This is a genomic window from Pseudomonas hefeiensis, from assembly GCF_030687835.1.
Lineage (GTDB): Bacteria > Pseudomonadota > Gammaproteobacteria > Pseudomonadales > Pseudomonadaceae > Aquipseudomonas > Aquipseudomonas hefeiensis.
The window spans coordinates 3,807,505-3,822,451 of record NZ_CP117449.1; the positions used below are offsets into that span (position 1 = coordinate 3,807,505).

At 59.6% G+C, this 14,947-nt stretch carries 16 protein-coding genes and 1 pseudogene; 14 read left to right on the plus strand and 3 right to left on the minus strand.

Going from position 1 to position 14,947, the window contains the following annotated elements; translation table 11 throughout:
* Window positions 1–203 precede the first annotated feature (203 nt).
* Window positions 204–1,121 carry a DMT family transporter gene (locus PSH57_RS16975; protein WP_305384316.1) on the minus strand — a complete coding sequence of 306 codons (918 nt, stop codon included), beginning with the start codon at window positions 1,119–1,121 and terminating at the stop codon, window positions 204–206.
* A gap of 111 nt (window positions 1,122–1,232) precedes the next feature.
* Between PSH57_RS16975 and PSH57_RS16980 the strand changes: the two genes are divergently transcribed.
* Both PSH57_RS16980 and PSH57_RS16985 read left to right on the plus strand, forming a co-directional pair.
* Window positions 1,233–2,099, plus strand: coding sequence for a LysR family transcriptional regulator (locus PSH57_RS16980; RefSeq protein WP_305444692.1), 867 nt, complete (start codon window positions 1,233–1,235; stop codon window positions 2,097–2,099).
* A 163-nt stretch (window positions 2,100–2,262) separates the two neighbouring features.
* Window positions 2,263–2,784, plus strand: a complete 522-nt coding sequence (locus PSH57_RS16985) for an HIT family protein (RefSeq protein WP_305384317.1) — start codon at window positions 2,263–2,265, stop codon at window positions 2,782–2,784.
* Here PSH57_RS16985 and PSH57_RS16990 read toward each other — a convergent pair.
* A complete protein-coding gene (locus PSH57_RS16990) occupies window positions 2,738–3,409 on the minus strand; it encodes a DUF2268 domain-containing putative Zn-dependent protease (protein ID WP_305384318.1) in 672 nt (223 codons plus the stop codon). The two genes, PSH57_RS16985 and PSH57_RS16990, sit on opposite strands and share 47 nt — an antisense overlap.
* Before the next feature lie 280 nt (window positions 3,410–3,689).
* On the opposite strand from PSH57_RS16990, the gene PSH57_RS16995 reads away from it, so the two are divergent.
* The 9 genes and pseudogenes from PSH57_RS16995 to PSH57_RS17035 all read left to right on the plus strand — a co-directional run bounded on the left by PSH57_RS16995 (window position 3,690) and on the right by PSH57_RS17035 (window position 11,210).
* Window positions 3,690–3,962, plus strand: a complete 273-nt coding sequence (locus PSH57_RS16995) for a hypothetical protein (RefSeq protein WP_305384319.1) — start codon at window positions 3,690–3,692, stop codon at window positions 3,960–3,962.
* 468 nt (window positions 3,963–4,430) lie between these two features.
* On the plus strand, window positions 4,431–5,021 hold the full coding sequence (locus PSH57_RS17000) for an amino acid synthesis family protein (protein WP_018927718.1): 591 nt from the start codon (window positions 4,431–4,433) through the stop codon (window positions 5,019–5,021).
* A gap of 43 nt (window positions 5,022–5,064) precedes the next feature.
* Window positions 5,065–5,898, plus strand: coding sequence for an alpha/beta fold hydrolase (locus PSH57_RS17005; RefSeq protein WP_305384322.1), 834 nt, complete (start codon window positions 5,065–5,067; stop codon window positions 5,896–5,898).
* Window positions 5,895–7,376: an aldehyde dehydrogenase gene (locus PSH57_RS17010; RefSeq protein ID WP_305384323.1), complete on the plus strand. Its 1,482-nt coding sequence runs from the start codon at window positions 5,895–5,897 to the stop codon at window positions 7,374–7,376. Before PSH57_RS17005 ends, PSH57_RS17010 begins: the two co-directional genes overlap by 4 nt.
* 12 nt (window positions 7,377–7,388) lie before the next feature.
* Window positions 7,389–7,874 carry a flavin reductase family protein gene (locus PSH57_RS17015; protein ID WP_305384325.1) on the plus strand — a complete coding sequence of 162 codons (486 nt, stop codon included), beginning with the start codon at window positions 7,389–7,391 and terminating at the stop codon, window positions 7,872–7,874.
* A gap of 67 nt (window positions 7,875–7,941) precedes the next feature.
* Window positions 7,942–9,419, plus strand: a pseudogene (locus PSH57_RS17020) (NAD-dependent succinate-semialdehyde dehydrogenase).
* Complete coding sequence (locus tag PSH57_RS17025; RefSeq protein WP_305384328.1) at window positions 9,416–9,805, plus strand: carboxymuconolactone decarboxylase family protein; 390 nt, start codon at window positions 9,416–9,418, stop codon at window positions 9,803–9,805. The pseudogene PSH57_RS17020 and the gene PSH57_RS17025 overlap by 4 nt, the downstream one beginning before the upstream one ends.
* Window positions 9,806–9,891: 86 nt before the next feature.
* The gene (locus PSH57_RS17030) at window positions 9,892–10,644 is read left to right on the plus strand and encodes a GntR family transcriptional regulator (protein ID WP_305384330.1); all 753 of its coding nucleotides are present in this window, start codon (window positions 9,892–9,894) and stop codon (window positions 10,642–10,644) included.
* A 2-nt stretch (window positions 10,645–10,646) separates the two neighbouring features.
* On the plus strand, window positions 10,647–11,210 hold the full coding sequence (locus PSH57_RS17035) for an NUDIX hydrolase (RefSeq protein ID WP_305384331.1): 564 nt from the start codon (window positions 10,647–10,649) through the stop codon (window positions 11,208–11,210).
* 6 nt (window positions 11,211–11,216) lie between these two features.
* Here PSH57_RS17035 and PSH57_RS17040 read toward each other — a convergent pair whose 3' ends face one another.
* Complete coding sequence (locus PSH57_RS17040; RefSeq protein ID WP_305384332.1) at window positions 11,217–11,510, minus strand: DUF1330 domain-containing protein; 294 nt, start codon at window positions 11,508–11,510, stop codon at window positions 11,217–11,219.
* Between the two features lie 71 nt (window positions 11,511–11,581).
* Here PSH57_RS17040 and ribBA point away from each other — a divergent pair, with 71 nt between their 5' ends.
* The 3 genes from ribBA to PSH57_RS17055 all read left to right on the plus strand — a co-directional run bounded on the left by ribBA (window position 11,582) and on the right by PSH57_RS17055 (window position 14,941).
* Window positions 11,582–12,691, plus strand: a complete 1,110-nt coding sequence (gene ribBA, locus PSH57_RS17045) for a bifunctional 3,4-dihydroxy-2-butanone-4-phosphate synthase/GTP cyclohydrolase II (protein WP_305384334.1) — start codon at window positions 11,582–11,584, stop codon at window positions 12,689–12,691.
* 283 nt (window positions 12,692–12,974) lie between these two features.
* Window positions 12,975–14,000, plus strand: coding sequence for an ABC transporter substrate-binding protein (locus PSH57_RS17050; protein ID WP_305415941.1), 1,026 nt, complete (start codon window positions 12,975–12,977; stop codon window positions 13,998–14,000).
* Entirely contained in the window at window positions 13,997–14,941 is a 945-nt protein-coding gene (locus PSH57_RS17055; protein WP_305384337.1) for an ABC transporter permease, read from the plus strand. The genes PSH57_RS17050 and PSH57_RS17055 overlap by 4 nt, the downstream gene beginning before the upstream one ends.
* The last annotated feature ends 6 nt before the right edge of the window (window positions 14,942–14,947 follow it).

The window sequence follows — 14,947 nt, forward strand, 5'->3', positions numbered from 1 at the left end:
AAATGAAGCTGAGCGTGCCGGATTCCACACCGAGCGCAGCGACAACGCCAGATCGTAAGTGCGGTGCTTCCCAAGGCCAACCCTAAAAAGTTGTCAGAAACTTCCTCGATTTATCCCAAAGTGATCATTGGTCGTAAGACGCTGTTCAATGACGGCCCGTGTGGCGACAACATCCGACGTCATTGCCTACAACCACTACAGAATCAGCTGGCTTTTGCCCCGTTCGCGGGCTCAAGGTTCAACGCCAGCACGCTTGTCAACACGATAATCGCCCCAACAATGACCATCGCTGACGGGCGCTCGGCCAGCACCAAAGAGGCCATCAACATCGCAGTGGGCGGTATCAGGTAAAGCGCCATGGAAGCGCGGCTTACATTGCTATGCGCCAGCACGTAAGCCCATGCGAGGTATGCCAACGCACTGGGAAAAATACCGAGAATCAATACCGCCAGATTCACCGAAGCCGAAGCATGTCGCGCCGCGCTCAACATCCCTGGTGCAAAAATGAACAACACGATTGTGCCCGACCAGACGGTGTAACAAACCATCGTCAGCCCGTCGTAGCGATAGCAATGGCGCTTGTGCAAAGAGAAATACAGACTCCAGGACAGCGCCGCCAACAGGATCAATAGCCCATGCGCGTCCATGTCACCCAAGCCACGATCACCCGTGACGACCACGCCAGCGCCAAGCAAACCGCACAGTACACAACCCCATTGCCAACCGCTGACCTTGTCCTTGAAGACAAAATGCGCCAGTAATGTACTGAACAAAGGCGTGGACTGGGCCAGCACACTGGCCGCCCCGGCGCTGACGCCCCGCTGACCATAATTGAGGGCGATGTGGTGCAGGCTGACGGCGAAGAACCCCAACACCGCCAGCAATGGCAAATCCCTGAAACGCGGCCAGGAAATCCCCTTCACCATCGCCACAAGGACCATGAACACTGAAGCAATGAGAAACCGCATCAACGCCAACTGACCCGGTTCGTAAGCCTGCAAGCCAATGCGAATGCCGATCGGAGAATAGGCCCAGCAAAAAATCACAAACAGCGTCGCCAGGATAATTCTCGCACCGGGTTTGCTGGAGGAGTCGTCGAACGACACACAACGCGTTTCCATTTAGAGTTCTTGCCCCACTGAGCGTCTGGCCGATTTATCTCAAAGTATCGAAACCACCCAACCTCAGCACAAGTGACTTAAACTCAGCCCACCATTCACTTTGGGTGAGCTATGGAACTGTCCCAACTGCGCATGCTCAAGACGGTCTGCGACACCGGCAGCATCGCCCGTGCCGCTGAAGTGCTGCACTGCGTGCCGTCCAACATCACTGCGCGCCTCAAGTCCCTGGAACGGGAACTCGGCACACCGTTGTTCTTCCGCGAAGGTCGCGGGCTGCGGGTCAGCCCGGCGGGCGAAGTGTTTCTGGAGTACGCGACAAAAATACTGAGCCTGACGGAAGAGGCCCGCCGCGCAGTAGCCCCTGACAGCGCACCGAGCGGCCCGTTGCGCATTGGCGCGATCGAGTCCAGCGCCACGGGGCGTCTGCCCCAGTTGCTGGCCAAATACCACGCGCAGTACCGGCAAGTATCCCTGGAACTGAGCACGGGCACCTGGGCTCAGTTGCTGGACGATGTCCAGCATCATCGGCTCGATGGCGTGATCGTAGCGGTGGACATAGAGCGACCTGGACTCAAGCGAGCCGTGATGTACCGCGAAGACCTGGTGCTCATTGCCTCCGAGTCCCACGGCCCACTGCGCAGCGCGGCAGATTTGCGAGGCAAGGCGATCTTCATGTGGTCCACAGGGTGTCCGTACCGCTTGGCGCTGGAGCAATGGTTGTTACGCCATGAGCAAACGCAGCCGATCATCAGCATCGCCAGCTATGGCGCCATCGTCGGCTGCGTCAGCGCTGGTGCAGGTGTCTCGCTGGTGCCTCGGGGGATCTATGAGCAATACCACCAGGGCGCTGGCTGGACAGGATATGAATTCCCCGAGCTGACGGGGATCGATAACCTTTTTTACTGGCACGAAAACGCCGGTCGGCATCCTGCCAGAGAGGCGTTTTTGGCGATGCTGAAAACGGAGTTCGAAGGCTAGCCGCGCCGCCCTTCCATTGTGGCAAGGGGATTTAGTGAATCGTCGCACCGCCCCGCCGGACGGCGAAGCAGTCCCAAGATGGTTGTAGGTGATCGACTGATAAACCGAGATGTAAGCTTTAGTCGCATGTAAGCCCAAACCGAACGCTGACTGGGAGTCTATTTTGGAATTAGCACCACAGTTCATCCTCCATGAAACCACCCATTGGATCGTCAACCATCACTTGGCATCCGCCCTGCCCGGCTACCTCATGCTCGGTTCCAAAGCTCACGTAAACTCATTGGCACAATTGCCGGACGCTGCGCTCGCAGAGCTGGGTGGTCTGATGGCAAACATCCAGCACACTCTCGAAACACAACTGAACCCAAAATGGCTTTATATCAGCCGATTCGGCCACGATCCCCGCTACCCCATCCACTTCCATTTCATCCCGGTTTACGACTGGGTCGAGGAACTGTTTTGGAAAGATGCGCGGTACAGGCTGCTGGAGACGTTTGGTACCCAAGAGAATGCCCAAACGTTGACCGATGGCGCAGAGTTGACGTTGTTCGTTTGGCGTGAATTCAGCGAGAGCCCTACGCCGCCGGCAATCCAAGGGCCTTCGATCAGCCAGGTGATTGAACGGTTGCGGAAGGCGTTCAAGACTCGGCCGACACCAAACCTTCCTCCAGCGCAATGGCCATGATGTCTGTTGCTGGTACGTTGACCCAGGTTGACACATCAACCTCGCCCCTCGACGCAAGCCAGCGTCCGGCCATTTGATAACCCAACGAGTAACCGAGCCATCTGGGCTTGTCGCCGAAACCAAAGAACCACTCGTTGTGATCGTAATACCTTGATTCGAGGCCCTGGAGTCCAACCGGTGAATTTGAAAGATCCGCGAACTCAATGGCACATTCCCAAGGCTCCGGATCGCTACCGAGCAAATGCCGAACAAATTGACCGGCAAGCCCTTCGCTGACCAGAGCCTCGCCCAAAGTCCAACCATAGCCAGGACCGCCCATGCGCAGGCAATGATGAACCTCATGAATAACATGTCGACGCAACGCACCGGTGCGTAGGCTGGAAAGGAAATTGGGATTATCGGGATCAAGGGTCATGGAAAACATGGAACTTCGATACGCCCGCCCTACCAGACCCATTTCCGGAATGGTTTCGCCTGGTAGCCTCTGAATCAGAACATCGAGCCTCGGCGGGGGCATCAGGCGAGCAAGGGTCTCGTACGCGGCATCAAATTCGTCAGTCAGCTCGCGGCGAAACTCGGCCAGGCTCCCCGAGGCCTCCAGCCAGTGCAGCGTCCATTTCTCCATAACCCTCTCCTTTAATCACAGTACTGGCCCGATAGTTCCATGCCGCTCGCGACAGTAAATTTCCCTAGGGCAGCTGTCCAGTGTCGATAGATTCGACTGCCCCTCTGTCTGTAGGCCATCTCTGGCAAAAAACTATCGCGATTCCTACAAAGCTCTCGGACCCCGGTGCCTTGTCCGTCGAGCGCGGGGAAACCTATAGTCATTCCGTCGCCCCAGAATGGCGATCAGGTTTGGCGACCTGTGGATCGGATCAGCCCTTTAACCTGATCGGAGCAATCCCATGCAAAGATACATCCCCATCACCGGCATCGACTTCACCCCTGCTTCCCTCCTCATTGATACTCAAGCCCCGCTGGACGTCTTGCACGCAACCGCTGATTACCGGATCCGCGTGGCAACTCAAGTACTGGAAAACATCGCGTTCCGATCCGAGATCGCCAGCGACACAGTGGTGCTTTCGGACCTTGCGCAACTTTTGGTGATTCCGTTGCGTGATGGGTGTGATTTGCTGGGGGTGATTGGTCGACGGCTTCAGGCGCAGGTCAAAAGCTGATGAAACGACGGGCGCCTGAAAGCGCCCGTTTTACGTAATTATAGATGGTATCTGCACCGTGCATCAGATCTGAACATCTAGTTAAAAGGTCCCACCGGCAGAGAGCGGCCATGTGCGGTCAGCCCCTCCCAGCTCGAAGGGGAGATCAAGCGAGTCAGTGCAGCACTGGAGTAAGGCAGTAAAAGCACTGCAACACACCCAACTCGACGTAGCAATATTCCCCTCCTCCAGTTACGCCCGACAACCAACCCCATACGAAGGTCAGAGTGGTGCGTCCAGCGTGATCAACGCCTACCTTGCCACGAATAGAACCAATCCTGCTGCAAGCGATGAACTCAGAGCAACCATCGCAGTAGCCATCCCCCTTTTATCGCCTTCCAACCAGAAACCCGTTTCAGGGACTTGTGCTTCCGGTATTATGGTATACCATCAGACGCACAGACACTCTTACCCTACACGGAGCAGCTCATGAGTTTCGAAATCCGCAAGATCGTCAGCTATGTCGAAGAAACCTTTATCGAAGGCGGCAAGGCTGCCGACAAGCCCGTGACCATGGTCGGACTGGCCGTCGTGATGAAAAACCCTTGGCTGGGTCGCGGCTTTGTCGAAGACCTGAAGCCGGAAATTCGCGCCAACTGCTCCGACCTCGGTGCGCTGATGGTCGAGCGTCTGGTGGGCATCATCGGCGGCGCCGAGAAGATCGAGGCTTATGGCAAGGCCGCTGTAGTGGGCGCCGACGGTGAAATCGAACACGCCTCCGCCGTCATCCATACCCTGCGCTTCGGCAACCATTACCGCGAAGCGGTCAAAGCCAAGAGCTACCTCAGCTTTACCAACAAGCGCGGCGGCCCAGGCACCTCGATCCAGATCCCGATGATGCACAAGGACGACGAAGGCCTGCGTTCGCACTACATCACCCTGGAAATGCAGATCGAAGATGCACCGCGTGCCGACGAAATCGTGGTGGTTCTGGGTTGCGCCGATGGCGGCCGCCTGCACCCACGCATCGGCAACCGTTACATCGATCTCGAAGAACTGGCTGCTGAAAACGCCCAATAATCAATGTCGGTAAGAACAACAAAAAGGCATGCAGGAGCGCTCCATGATTCGGCTCACCGCTGAACGCACCCCGGCTGGCACCAGTTACCTGGCGACCGGCCAAGGCCAGCCCGTGGTTTTGATCCACGGCGTGGGCCTGAACAAAGAAATGTGGGGCGGCCAGGTCGTTGGCCTGGCCACGAAGTACCGTGTGATTGCCTACGACATGCTTGGCCATGGCGCCAGCCCGCGCCCGGAAAGCGGCACGCCTCTACTGGGCTATGCCGACCAGTTGCTGGAACTGCTCGATCACCTGCAACTGCCTCAGGCAACCGTGATCGGTTTTTCCATGGGCGGGCTGGTGGCGCGGGCGTTTGCCTTGCATTACCCGCAACGCTTGCAAGGCCTGGTGGTGCTCAACAGCGTCTTCAACCGCAGCCCCGAGCAACGCGCCGGTGTCATCGCCCGCACCGCTCAGGCAGCCGAACATGGTCCGAACGCCAACGCCGAAGCGGCGCTGTCGCGCTGGTTCAGCCGCGAATACCAGGCGGCCAACCCGGCACAGATCGCCGCGCTACGCCAGACCTTGGCGGGTAACGATCCGCAGGGTTACCTGACCACTTATGAGCTGTTCGCGACCCAGGACATGTACCGCGCTGACGACTTGGGTCGCATTCAGGTGCCGACACTGATCGCCACCGGTGAACTGGACCCGGGCTCGACGCCGGAAATGGCCGAGCAATTGGCCGCACGCATTCCCGGCGCAACAGTTGCCGTGCTCGCCGAGCAGCGGCATATGATGCCCGTAGAATCGCCGCGTCTGGTCAACCAGTTGTTGCTGGAGTTTCTCGACACGGCAAACGCCCGACAAAACCAAATAAAGGGGATCGTTGCATGACACTCGCACGCTTCCAGATGTGCATCGGCGGTGAATGGGTCGATGCCCTCTCCGGCAAGACTTTTGAAAGCCTGAACCCGGCCCTGGCTCAAGCCTGGGCTGAATTGCCCGATGCCGACGAAGCCGATGTCGAGCGCGCCGTGCAGTCTGCGCAGACGGCTTTCGACAGCCCGGCCTGGCGTGGCCTCACCGCCACCGCGCGGGGCAAACTGCTGCGCCGCCTCGGTGACCTGATCGCTGAAAACAAGGAGCAACTGGCGCAGCTGGAAAGCCGCGACAACGGCAAGCTGATTCGCGAAACCCGCGGTCAGGTCGGCTACCTGCCGGAGTTCTTCCACTACACCGCGGGCCTGGCCGACAAGCTCGAAGGCGGCACCCTGCCCCTCGACAAGCCTGATCTGTTTGCTTACACGGTGCATGAAGCCATGGGTGTGGTCGCGGCGATCATTCCCTGGAACAGCCCGCTGTACCTGACGGCAATCAAACTGGCGCCGGCGCTGGCGGCAGGCAACACCATTGTGATCAAACCGTCCGAGCACGCCTCGGCAACCATTCTCGAGCTGGCTCGCCTGGCGCTGGAAGCCGGCATCCCGCCGGGCGTGGTCAACGTCGTCACCGGTTACGGCCCGAGCACCGGCGCAGCCCTCACCCGCCATCCGCTGGTGCGCAAGATCGCCTTCACCGGCGGCGCTGCCACGGCCCGGCATGTGGTGCGCAGCAGCGCCGAGAACTTCGCCAAGCTGTCGCTGGAACTGGGCGGCAAATCACCGAACATTATCTTTGCCGACGCTGACCTCGACAGCGCGATCAATGGTGCGATTGCCGGGATCTATGCGGCATCAGGCCAGAGCTGCGTTTCCGGTTCGCGGTTGTTGGTGCAGGACGAAATCTACGATGAGTTCGTCGATCGTCTGGTCGAACGCGCCAAGCGCATCCGCATCGGCAACCCGCAGGAAGACAGTAGTGAAATGGGCCCGATGGCCACTGCGCAACAACTGGCCGTGGTCGAAGGCTTGGTAGCCGATGCCGTCGCCGAGGGGGCGCGTCTGCGCCTGGGCGGCAAGCGTCCAGAGAACCTGGGGGATGGCTGGTTCTATGAGCCAACCCTGTTCGAATGCGACCGCAATTCGATGAAGATCATGCAGGAGGAAGTCTTCGGTCCAGTGGCCTCGGTCATCCGTTTCAAAGATGAAGCCGAAGCGCTGGCGATTGCCAACGACTCGCAGTTCGGTCTCGCCGCCGGTATCTGGACCCGCGACCTGGGGCGTGCCCATCGCCTGGCCCGGGACGTTCGCTCGGGCATTATCTGGGTCAACACCTACCGTGCTGTCTCGGCCATGGCGCCGATCGGCGGCTTCAAGAACAGCGGTTATGGACGCGAGAGCGGCATCGATTCGGTGCTGGCCTACACCGAGCTGAAAACGGTGTGGATCAACCTCTCTCAGGCACCTATGCCTGATCCCTTCGTGATGCGCTAGGAGACCCCCTCCATGATCGAACCCGGCATTTACAAAGACGTCATGAGCTCGTTCCCTTCCGGGGTCACGGTGGTCACAACCCTGGACCCGGACGGTGGCATCGTCGGCATCACCGCCAGCGCCTTCAGTGCACTGTCGATTGATCCGGCACTGGTGCTGTTTTGCCCCAACTACGCCTCCGACACGTATCCGATCCTTCGTGACAGCCAGCAATTCGCGATTCATCTGCTGTCCGCCGACCAGACTGCCGAAGCCTATGCGTTTGCAGGGAAAGGCAAGGACAAGGCCAAAGGCATCGACTGGCACCTCAGCGAGCTGGGCAACCCGCTGCTGCGCAAAGCCACGGCGATCATCGAGTGCGAACTGTGGCGTGAATACGACGGCGGCGATCACGCGATCATCGTCGGCGCGGTGAAGAACCTGATTCTGCCCGAGCAACCGGTCACGCCGATGATCTATCACAAAGGCAAGCTGGGCCCGCTGCCCACCCTGGCCTGACGTCTACATTTGGGCTGCGTCTACCCCCCCGGTGCGGCCCTTTTTTACATCTATTATGGGAGCCGGCATGAGCCCAGCAGCCTTGCAACTGTTCCGCCAGCAGGCCTATATCGACGGCCAATGGCTGGATGCGCCCGATGGCGCCTGTCAGGACATTTTCAACCCGGCCACCGGCGAAAAAATCGGCCAGGTGCCCAACCTTGGCGCCGCAGAAGCTCGTCAGGCCATCGCCGCCGCCAACAAAGCCTGGCCGGCCTGGCGCGCACTGACCGCCAAGGAACGCAGCCAGACGCTAAAGCGCTGGCACGCACTGATGCTGGAGCACGCCGATGCCCTGGCGGAAATCCTCACTCTGGAACAAGGCAAGCCCCTGGCCGAAGCCAAGGGTGAAATCCTCTACGCCGCGAGTTTCATCGAGTGGTTCGCCGAAGAAGCCAAGCGCATCTACGGCGACACCATTCCCAGCCACAAAGGCGATGCGCGCATTGTGGTCAGCAAGGAACCGATCGGCGTGGTCGCGGCCATCACCCCGTGGAATTTCCCGGCGGCGATGATCACCCGCAAGGCCGGCCCGGCGCTGGCGGCCGGCTGCCCATGCATCGTCAAACCGGCACCGGAAACCCCGTTCTCGGCGCTGGCCATGGCCGCGTTGGCGGAACAGGCCGGGATTCCACCGGGCATTTTTAATGTGATCACAGGTGACGCCGTGGCCATCGGCGGTGAGCTGACCGCCAGCCTGCTGGTGCGCAAACTGTCGTTCACCGGCTCCACCGCCATCGGCAAACTGCTCATGGCGCAGTGCGCGCCAACGCTGAAAAAAGTCTCGCTGGAATTGGGGGGCAACGCGCCCTTCATCGTGTTCGACGATGCTGATCTGGAGCGTGCCGTGGAAGGCGCGCTGATCGCCAAGTTCCGCAATGCCGGGCAAACCTGTGTCTGTGCCAATCGCTTCCTGGTGCAGAGCGGCATTCATGATGCTTTTGCCACGCGACTGGCCGAGCGCGTGGCACACAACTGAACGTTGGCAGTGGTTTCGAGGCAGGTGTCACCCAAGGCCCGCTGATTAACGAACGCGCGGTGGCCAAAGTCGAAGACCACGTTCAGGACGCCCTCTCCCAAGGCGCGCAACTGCTTTGCGGCGGCGAACGCCATGCACTGGGACACGGCTTCTTCCAGCCAACCGTGCTGGCCGGCGTGACCGGTGACATGAAAGTCGCTCAAGAGGAAACCTTCGGCCCGCTGGCTGCAGTGTTCCGCTTCGACACCGAAGCCGAGGCCGTGCACTTGGCCAATGACACCGAATTCGGCCTCGCGGCGTACTGCTACACCCGCGATCTTGGCCGAGCCTGGCGCATGAGTGAAGCACTGGAATACGGCATGGTCGGGATCAATGAAGGGCTGATTTCTACCGAAGTCGCACCCTTTGGCGGGATCAAATCCTCGGGGCTGGGCCGTGAAGGGTCCAAGTACGGCATCGAAGATTATCTGGAGCTCAAATACACCTTGATGGGCGGGCTCGACGATTTTGGGAGCGCACAGCGATGAGCAATGAAAAATATGAAAAAGGCCTGAAAATTCGCACCCAGGTGTTGGGCGCAGCCTATGTGAACCGCTCCATCGAGAACGCCGACGACTTCACCCGGCCTCTTCAGGAGATGGTCACCGAGTACTGCTGGGGCCACGTCTGGGGCCGTGAGGGTTTGTCGCTTAAAGAGCGCAGCATGATAAACTTGGCGATGATTTCGGCCCTCAATCGGCCTCACGAACTCAAGCTGCATGTACGCGGCGCCTTGCGTAACGGGCTGAGTCGTGAACAAATACGCGAAATTCTGCTTCAGGTCGGTATTTATTGCGGTGTTCCCGCTGCCGTAGACAGTTTTCGGCTCGCCCGTGAAGCCTTCGCCGAAGCCGATGCCGAGGCCTCCAGTTAACCCTTGGCTGTTTTGATGACCTGAGCACGATGATCCTGGATCGAAGTGCTCTTTTTGCATGGACAGCCACACTCAGAGCGGACCCCATGAAACGCCTGCCACTCGACGACAGCTTCAAGGTCAATCGCAACCCCGTTACCCTGCGCGAAATCGTGCTGGATAAACTTCGAAGCGCCATCATGAACTTCCAGCTCTTGCCGGGAGATCGTCTGGTCGAACGCGATCTGTGCGATCGCCTGGGCGTCAGCCGCACGTCCGTACGCGAAGCCTTGCGTCACCTGGAGTCCGAAGGTCTGGTTGAGTTTGCCGACGCCAAGGGCCCACGGGTCGCGATCATCACCCTGGCCGATGCAGTGGATATCTACGAGCTGCGTTGCGTGCTCGAAGGCCTGATCGTCCAGCTGTTTACCCTGCGTGCCAAGGCCAAGGACATCAAGGCCCTGGAAAAAGCCCTCGAGGAAAACCGCAAGGCCCTCAAGGAAGGTGAATTGCAACAGGTGATCGATTCGGTTCAAGGTTTCTACGACGTCCTGCTCGAAGGCTCCGGCAATCATGTGGCGGCCACTCAACTGCGTCAGTTGCAGGCACGGATCAGCTACCTGCGGGCGACTTCGGTGTCCCAGGAAAATCGCCGTGGCGTGAGCAATCAGGAAATGGAACGCATGGTCGAAGCGATCAAAAGCGGTGACCCGCTGGCCGCCCACCAGGCTTGCGTCGACCACGTGCGCGCCGCCGCAACCGTCGCACTCGATTACCTCAAGCGCAAACAGGAAGAGACCGGAAAAATCCCCGATATCACCCTGCCCATCGCGCTCAAAGAACCTCGCATAGGTCGCTAACCATGTTCAGCCCGAGCTTTTGTCCAAGGTGCGGCGGCGGTGACCTCGGTCACCAGTTGCCACCGGGCGATACGCACGAGCGTCTGATGTGCCGTGGTTGCGGCTACATCCATTACATCAATCCGAAAATCATCGCCGGCTGCATCATCGAGCAGGACGGCAAGTACCTGTTGTGCCAACGCGCGATCCCGCCGCGTCCGGGCACCTGGACGCTGCCGGCAGGCTTCATGGAAGGCGGCGAGACCACCGAGCAGGCGGCGCTGCGCGAAGTCTGGGAAGAGAGCGGCGTGCGCGCGGAAATTCTCTCGCCCTACTCGATCTTCAGCGTGCCGAAGATCAGCGAGGTGTACATCATCTTCCGCGCTATCGCGCTGGAAATCACCGGCCAATACGGCCCGGAAACCCTGGACTACAAATTCTTCGCACCCGAGGACATTCCCTGGGACAGCATCTATTACCCGGCAATCCGGCAAATCCTCGAACGCTATATCGAGGAACGCCAGGCCGGGGTCTACGGCATCTACATCGGCAACGACGATACCGGCAAGATCCACTTCATCCGCTGACATCGCCTAAGGTGCCACCCCCTCGACAATGACCACCTCGGCCCGGGCCACGCCCTCGCGGTGATGTTTCGCCTCCTGATATTGCTCGCTGTGATAACAGCTCAGCGCCTGCTCGTAAGAATCGAACTCGATGACCACGCTGCGTTGCGGTGTCGGCCGACCTTCCATCGCTTCGCTGCGCCCGCCCCGGGCCAGCATCCGCCCGCCATATAGAGCGAACGCCGCCGGAGCGCGTTGGGTGTATTGGCTGTATTGATCGGGGTCGGTGACATCCACGTGAGCAATCCAGTACGCCTTCATAGTGACCTCTTGGTTTATTTCGTATTATGGTATACCAATAAATATACCCACCAAACACTGAGAGTTCCAGTATGGCCTTCAACAGCATCGAAGAAATCATCGAAGATTACCGGCAAGGCAAGATGGTGCTGCTGGTCGATGACGAGGACCGGGAAAACGAAGGCGACCTGCTGATCGCCGCCGACCGCTGCACCGCAGAGGTCATCAGCTTCATGGCTCGTGAAGCGCGCGGATTGATTTGCCTGACCCTGACCGACGAGCACTGCCAGCGCCTGGGTCTGGAGCAAATGGTGCCGAGCAATGGCAGTGTGTTCAGCACCGCGTTTACGGTATCCATCGAGGCCGCTGTGGGCGTAACCACTGGTATTTCCGCCGCCGATCGGGCGCGTACCGTTGCCGCCGCCGTAGCCGCCAATGCAGGTTCCACGGACATTGTGCAGCCTGGCCATATCTTCCCGCTACGCGCCAAGGAAGGCGGCGTGCTGACCCGTGCCGGCCACACCGAAGCCGGTTGCGACCTCGCTCGCCTGGCCGGTTTCACTCCCGCTTCGGTCATCGTCGAAGTAATGAACGACGACGGCACCATGGCCCGCCGCCCGGACCTGGAAGTGTTCGCCCGTAAACACGGGATCAAGATCGGCACCATCGCCGATCTGATCCATTACCGGCTCAGCACCGAACACACCGTGGTGCGCATTGGTGAACGCGAACTGCCGACGGTGCATGGCACTTTCCGGCTGATCACCTTTGAGGACCGCATCGAAGGTGGCGTGCATATGGCGATGGTCATGGGTGACATTCGTCGAGAAGAACCCACCCTGGTGCGGGTTCATGTGATCGATCCGCTGCGTGATCTGGTCGGTGCGCAGTACAGCGGTCCGTCCAACTGGACGTTGTGGGCCGCGTTGCAACGGGTGGCTGAAGAAGGTCGTGGCGTGGTGGTCGTGCTGGCCAATCATGAGTCGTCGCAAGCGCTGCTGGAACGCGTTCCACAACTCACTCAGCCGCCACGACAGTTCAGCCGCTCGCAATCGCGCATCTATTCTGAAGTAGGGACCGGGGCGCAGATTTTGCAGGATCTCGGCGTGGGCAAGTTGCGTCATCTCGGCCCGCCACTGAAGTACGCAGGCTTGACCGGTTACGACCTGGAAGTGATCGAGAGCATCCCGTTCACCGAATGAGTCCGGGGCTGGCCCCTTTACCCACGCAGTCCACTATTGGATGGCCTGACGGCAAAAAAACCGCTTTTGGCTGATAGCCGGTAAGGCAAAGTGCTTGCACAAAGTTTGGAATACCATAATATGATATTCCATAGACCGGACATTCCAACCAAGGGCCCCCGACAGGGAAAGCACCAACAACAGCCCTTGGCACGGTCGCCTTTAGAGGCCAGATGGACCTACTGCTCCCGATAGGCGGGCATCAACAGCCCGCTCACAAACACAACAAAATGAGGGCGTAAAAATGGTGTTGAACAAAGGTGTAACCGCAATGCTTTTTGCGGGCTTGTTGAGCATGACCAGCCAGGCGCTGATGGCGGCTGAAAGCGTCAACTTCGTCAGCTGGGGCGGCAGCACCCAGGATGCACAGAAGCAGGCCTGGGCCGATCCGTTCAGCAAGGCCAGCGGCATCACCGTGGTCCAGGATGGTCCTACCGACTATGGCAAACTCAAAGCCATGGTCGAAAGCGGCAACGTGCAGTGGGACGTGGTCGACGTCGAAGCGGACTTCGCCTTGCGCGCGGCAGCTGAAGGCTTGCTCGAACCCCTCGACTTCTCGGTGATCCAGCGCGACAAAATCGACCCGCGCTTTGTCTCCGACCACGGCGTCGGCTCGTTCTACTTCTCGTTCGTCCTCGGCTACAACGAAGACAAGCTCGGCGCCGGCAAACCTCAAGATTGGTCCGCGCTGTTCGACACCAAGACCTACCCTGGCAAACGCGCCCTCTACAAATGGCCAAGCCCCGGCGTGCTCGAACTGGCGCTGCTGGCCGACGGTGTACCCGCCGACAAGCTGTATCCGCTGGACCTGGATCGCGCCTTCAAGAAACTCGACACCATCAAGAAAGACATCGTCTGGTGGGGCGGCGGCGCGCAGTCGCAACAGTTGCTGGCCTCGGGTGAAGCGAGCCTCGGGCAGTTCTGGAACGGCCGCATCTACGCCCTGCAACAAGATGGCGCGCCGGTGGGCGTGAGCTGGAAACAGAACCTGGTCATGGCCGACATTCTGGTCATCCCTAAAGGCTCGAAAAACAAGGCCGCAGCCATGAAGTTTTTGGCCAACGCCAGCAGCGCCAAAGGACAAGCTGACTTCTCCAACCTGACCGCTTATGCGCCGGTCAACGTCGACAGCGTGGCGCGCCTGGATTCGGTGCTCGCCCCTAACCTGCCGACTGCCTACGCCAAGGATCAGATCACTCTTGATTTCGCGTACTGGGCCAAGAACGGTCCGGCCATCGCGACACGGTGGAACGAATGGCTGGTCAAATGAAAATGACGGCAACAGCGTCCCGTCAACCCACGCCGACCGGGAGCGCCACTGGCGCTGCCGGGGCGGTTCCCGGCAAGGCGGCTGCGATGAACCAATCTCCTTCACTGGCACAGCGCTGGCGCGGTTCGAGCAACCTGATCCCCGCCCTGCTGTTTCTCGGCCTGTTCTTTCTGGCGCCGCTGATTGGTCTATTGCTGCGGGGCGTACTTGAACCGGTACCGGGCCTGGGTAACTACGAACAACTGTTCGCCAACTCGGCTTACGCCCGGGTCTTGCTCAACACCTTCTCGGTGGCCGGGCTGGTGACCTTGTTCAGCCTGCTGCTGGGCTTTCCGCTGGCGTGGGCGATCACGCTGGTGCCTCGTGGCTGGGGCCGCTGGGTCCTCAACATTGTGCTGCTGTCAATGTGGACCAGCCTGTTGGCGCGGACCTATTCCTGGCTGGTGCTGTTGCAGGCGTCCGGTGTAATCAACAAAGCGCTGATGGCAATGGGCATCATCGATCAGCCACTGGAAATGGTGCACAACCTGACCGGCGTGGTGATCGGCATGAGTTACATCATGATCCCGTTCATCGTGCTGCCGTTGCAGGCAACCATGCAGGCCATCGACCCGATGATTCTGCAGGCCGGTTCGATTTGCGGCGCCAGCCCCTGGACCAACTTCTTCCGGGTGTTCCTGCCGCTGTGCCGGCCGGGGCTGTTCTCCGGCGGCCTGATGGTGTTTGTGATGTCCCTCGGTTACTACGTGACCCCGGCACTGCTGGGCGGCGCGCAGAACATGATGCTGCCGGAGTTCATCATTCAGCAGGTGCAGTCGTTCCTCAATTGGGGACTGGCCAGCGCCGGTGCAGCGTTGCTGATCGTGATCACGCTGGTGTTGTTCTACTTCTACCTGAAGCTCCAGCCGGAATCCCCGGTTGGCGCCAGCAACTCGAGGTAAGCCGTC

Coding starts and splice junctions, on each gene's coding strand:
- PSH57_RS16975 (WP_305384316.1), bottom strand. CDS start 1,121: ATGGAAACGCGTTGTGTGTCGTTCGACGACTCCTCCAGCAAACCCGGT.
- PSH57_RS16980 (WP_305444692.1), top strand. CDS start 1,233: ATGGAACTGTCCCAACTGCGCATGCTCAAGACGGTCTGCGACACCGGC.
- PSH57_RS16990 (WP_305384318.1), bottom strand. CDS start 3,409: ATGGAGAAATGGACGCTGCACTGGCTGGAGGCCTCGGGGAGCCTGGCC.
- PSH57_RS16995 (WP_305384319.1), top strand. CDS start 3,690: ATGCAAAGATACATCCCCATCACCGGCATCGACTTCACCCCTGCTTCC.
- PSH57_RS17000 (WP_018927718.1), top strand. CDS start 4,431: ATGAGTTTCGAAATCCGCAAGATCGTCAGCTATGTCGAAGAAACCTTT.
- PSH57_RS17005 (WP_305384322.1), top strand. CDS start 5,065: ATGATTCGGCTCACCGCTGAACGCACCCCGGCTGGCACCAGTTACCTG.
- PSH57_RS17010 (WP_305384323.1), top strand. CDS start 5,895: ATGACACTCGCACGCTTCCAGATGTGCATCGGCGGTGAATGGGTCGAT.
- PSH57_RS17015 (WP_305384325.1), top strand. CDS start 7,389: ATGATCGAACCCGGCATTTACAAAGACGTCATGAGCTCGTTCCCTTCC.
- PSH57_RS17025 (WP_305384328.1), top strand. CDS start 9,416: ATGAGCAATGAAAAATATGAAAAAGGCCTGAAAATTCGCACCCAGGTG.
- PSH57_RS17030 (WP_305384330.1), top strand. CDS start 9,892: ATGAAACGCCTGCCACTCGACGACAGCTTCAAGGTCAATCGCAACCCC.
- PSH57_RS17035 (WP_305384331.1), top strand. CDS start 10,647: ATGTTCAGCCCGAGCTTTTGTCCAAGGTGCGGCGGCGGTGACCTCGGT.
- PSH57_RS17040 (WP_305384332.1), bottom strand. CDS start 11,510: ATGAAGGCGTACTGGATTGCTCACGTGGATGTCACCGACCCCGATCAA.
- ribBA (WP_305384334.1), top strand. CDS start 11,582: ATGGCCTTCAACAGCATCGAAGAAATCATCGAAGATTACCGGCAAGGC.
- PSH57_RS17050 (WP_305415941.1), top strand. CDS start 12,975: ATGGTGTTGAACAAAGGTGTAACCGCAATGCTTTTTGCGGGCTTGTTG.
- PSH57_RS17055 (WP_305384337.1), top strand. CDS start 13,997: ATGAAAATGACGGCAACAGCGTCCCGTCAACCCACGCCGACCGGGAGC.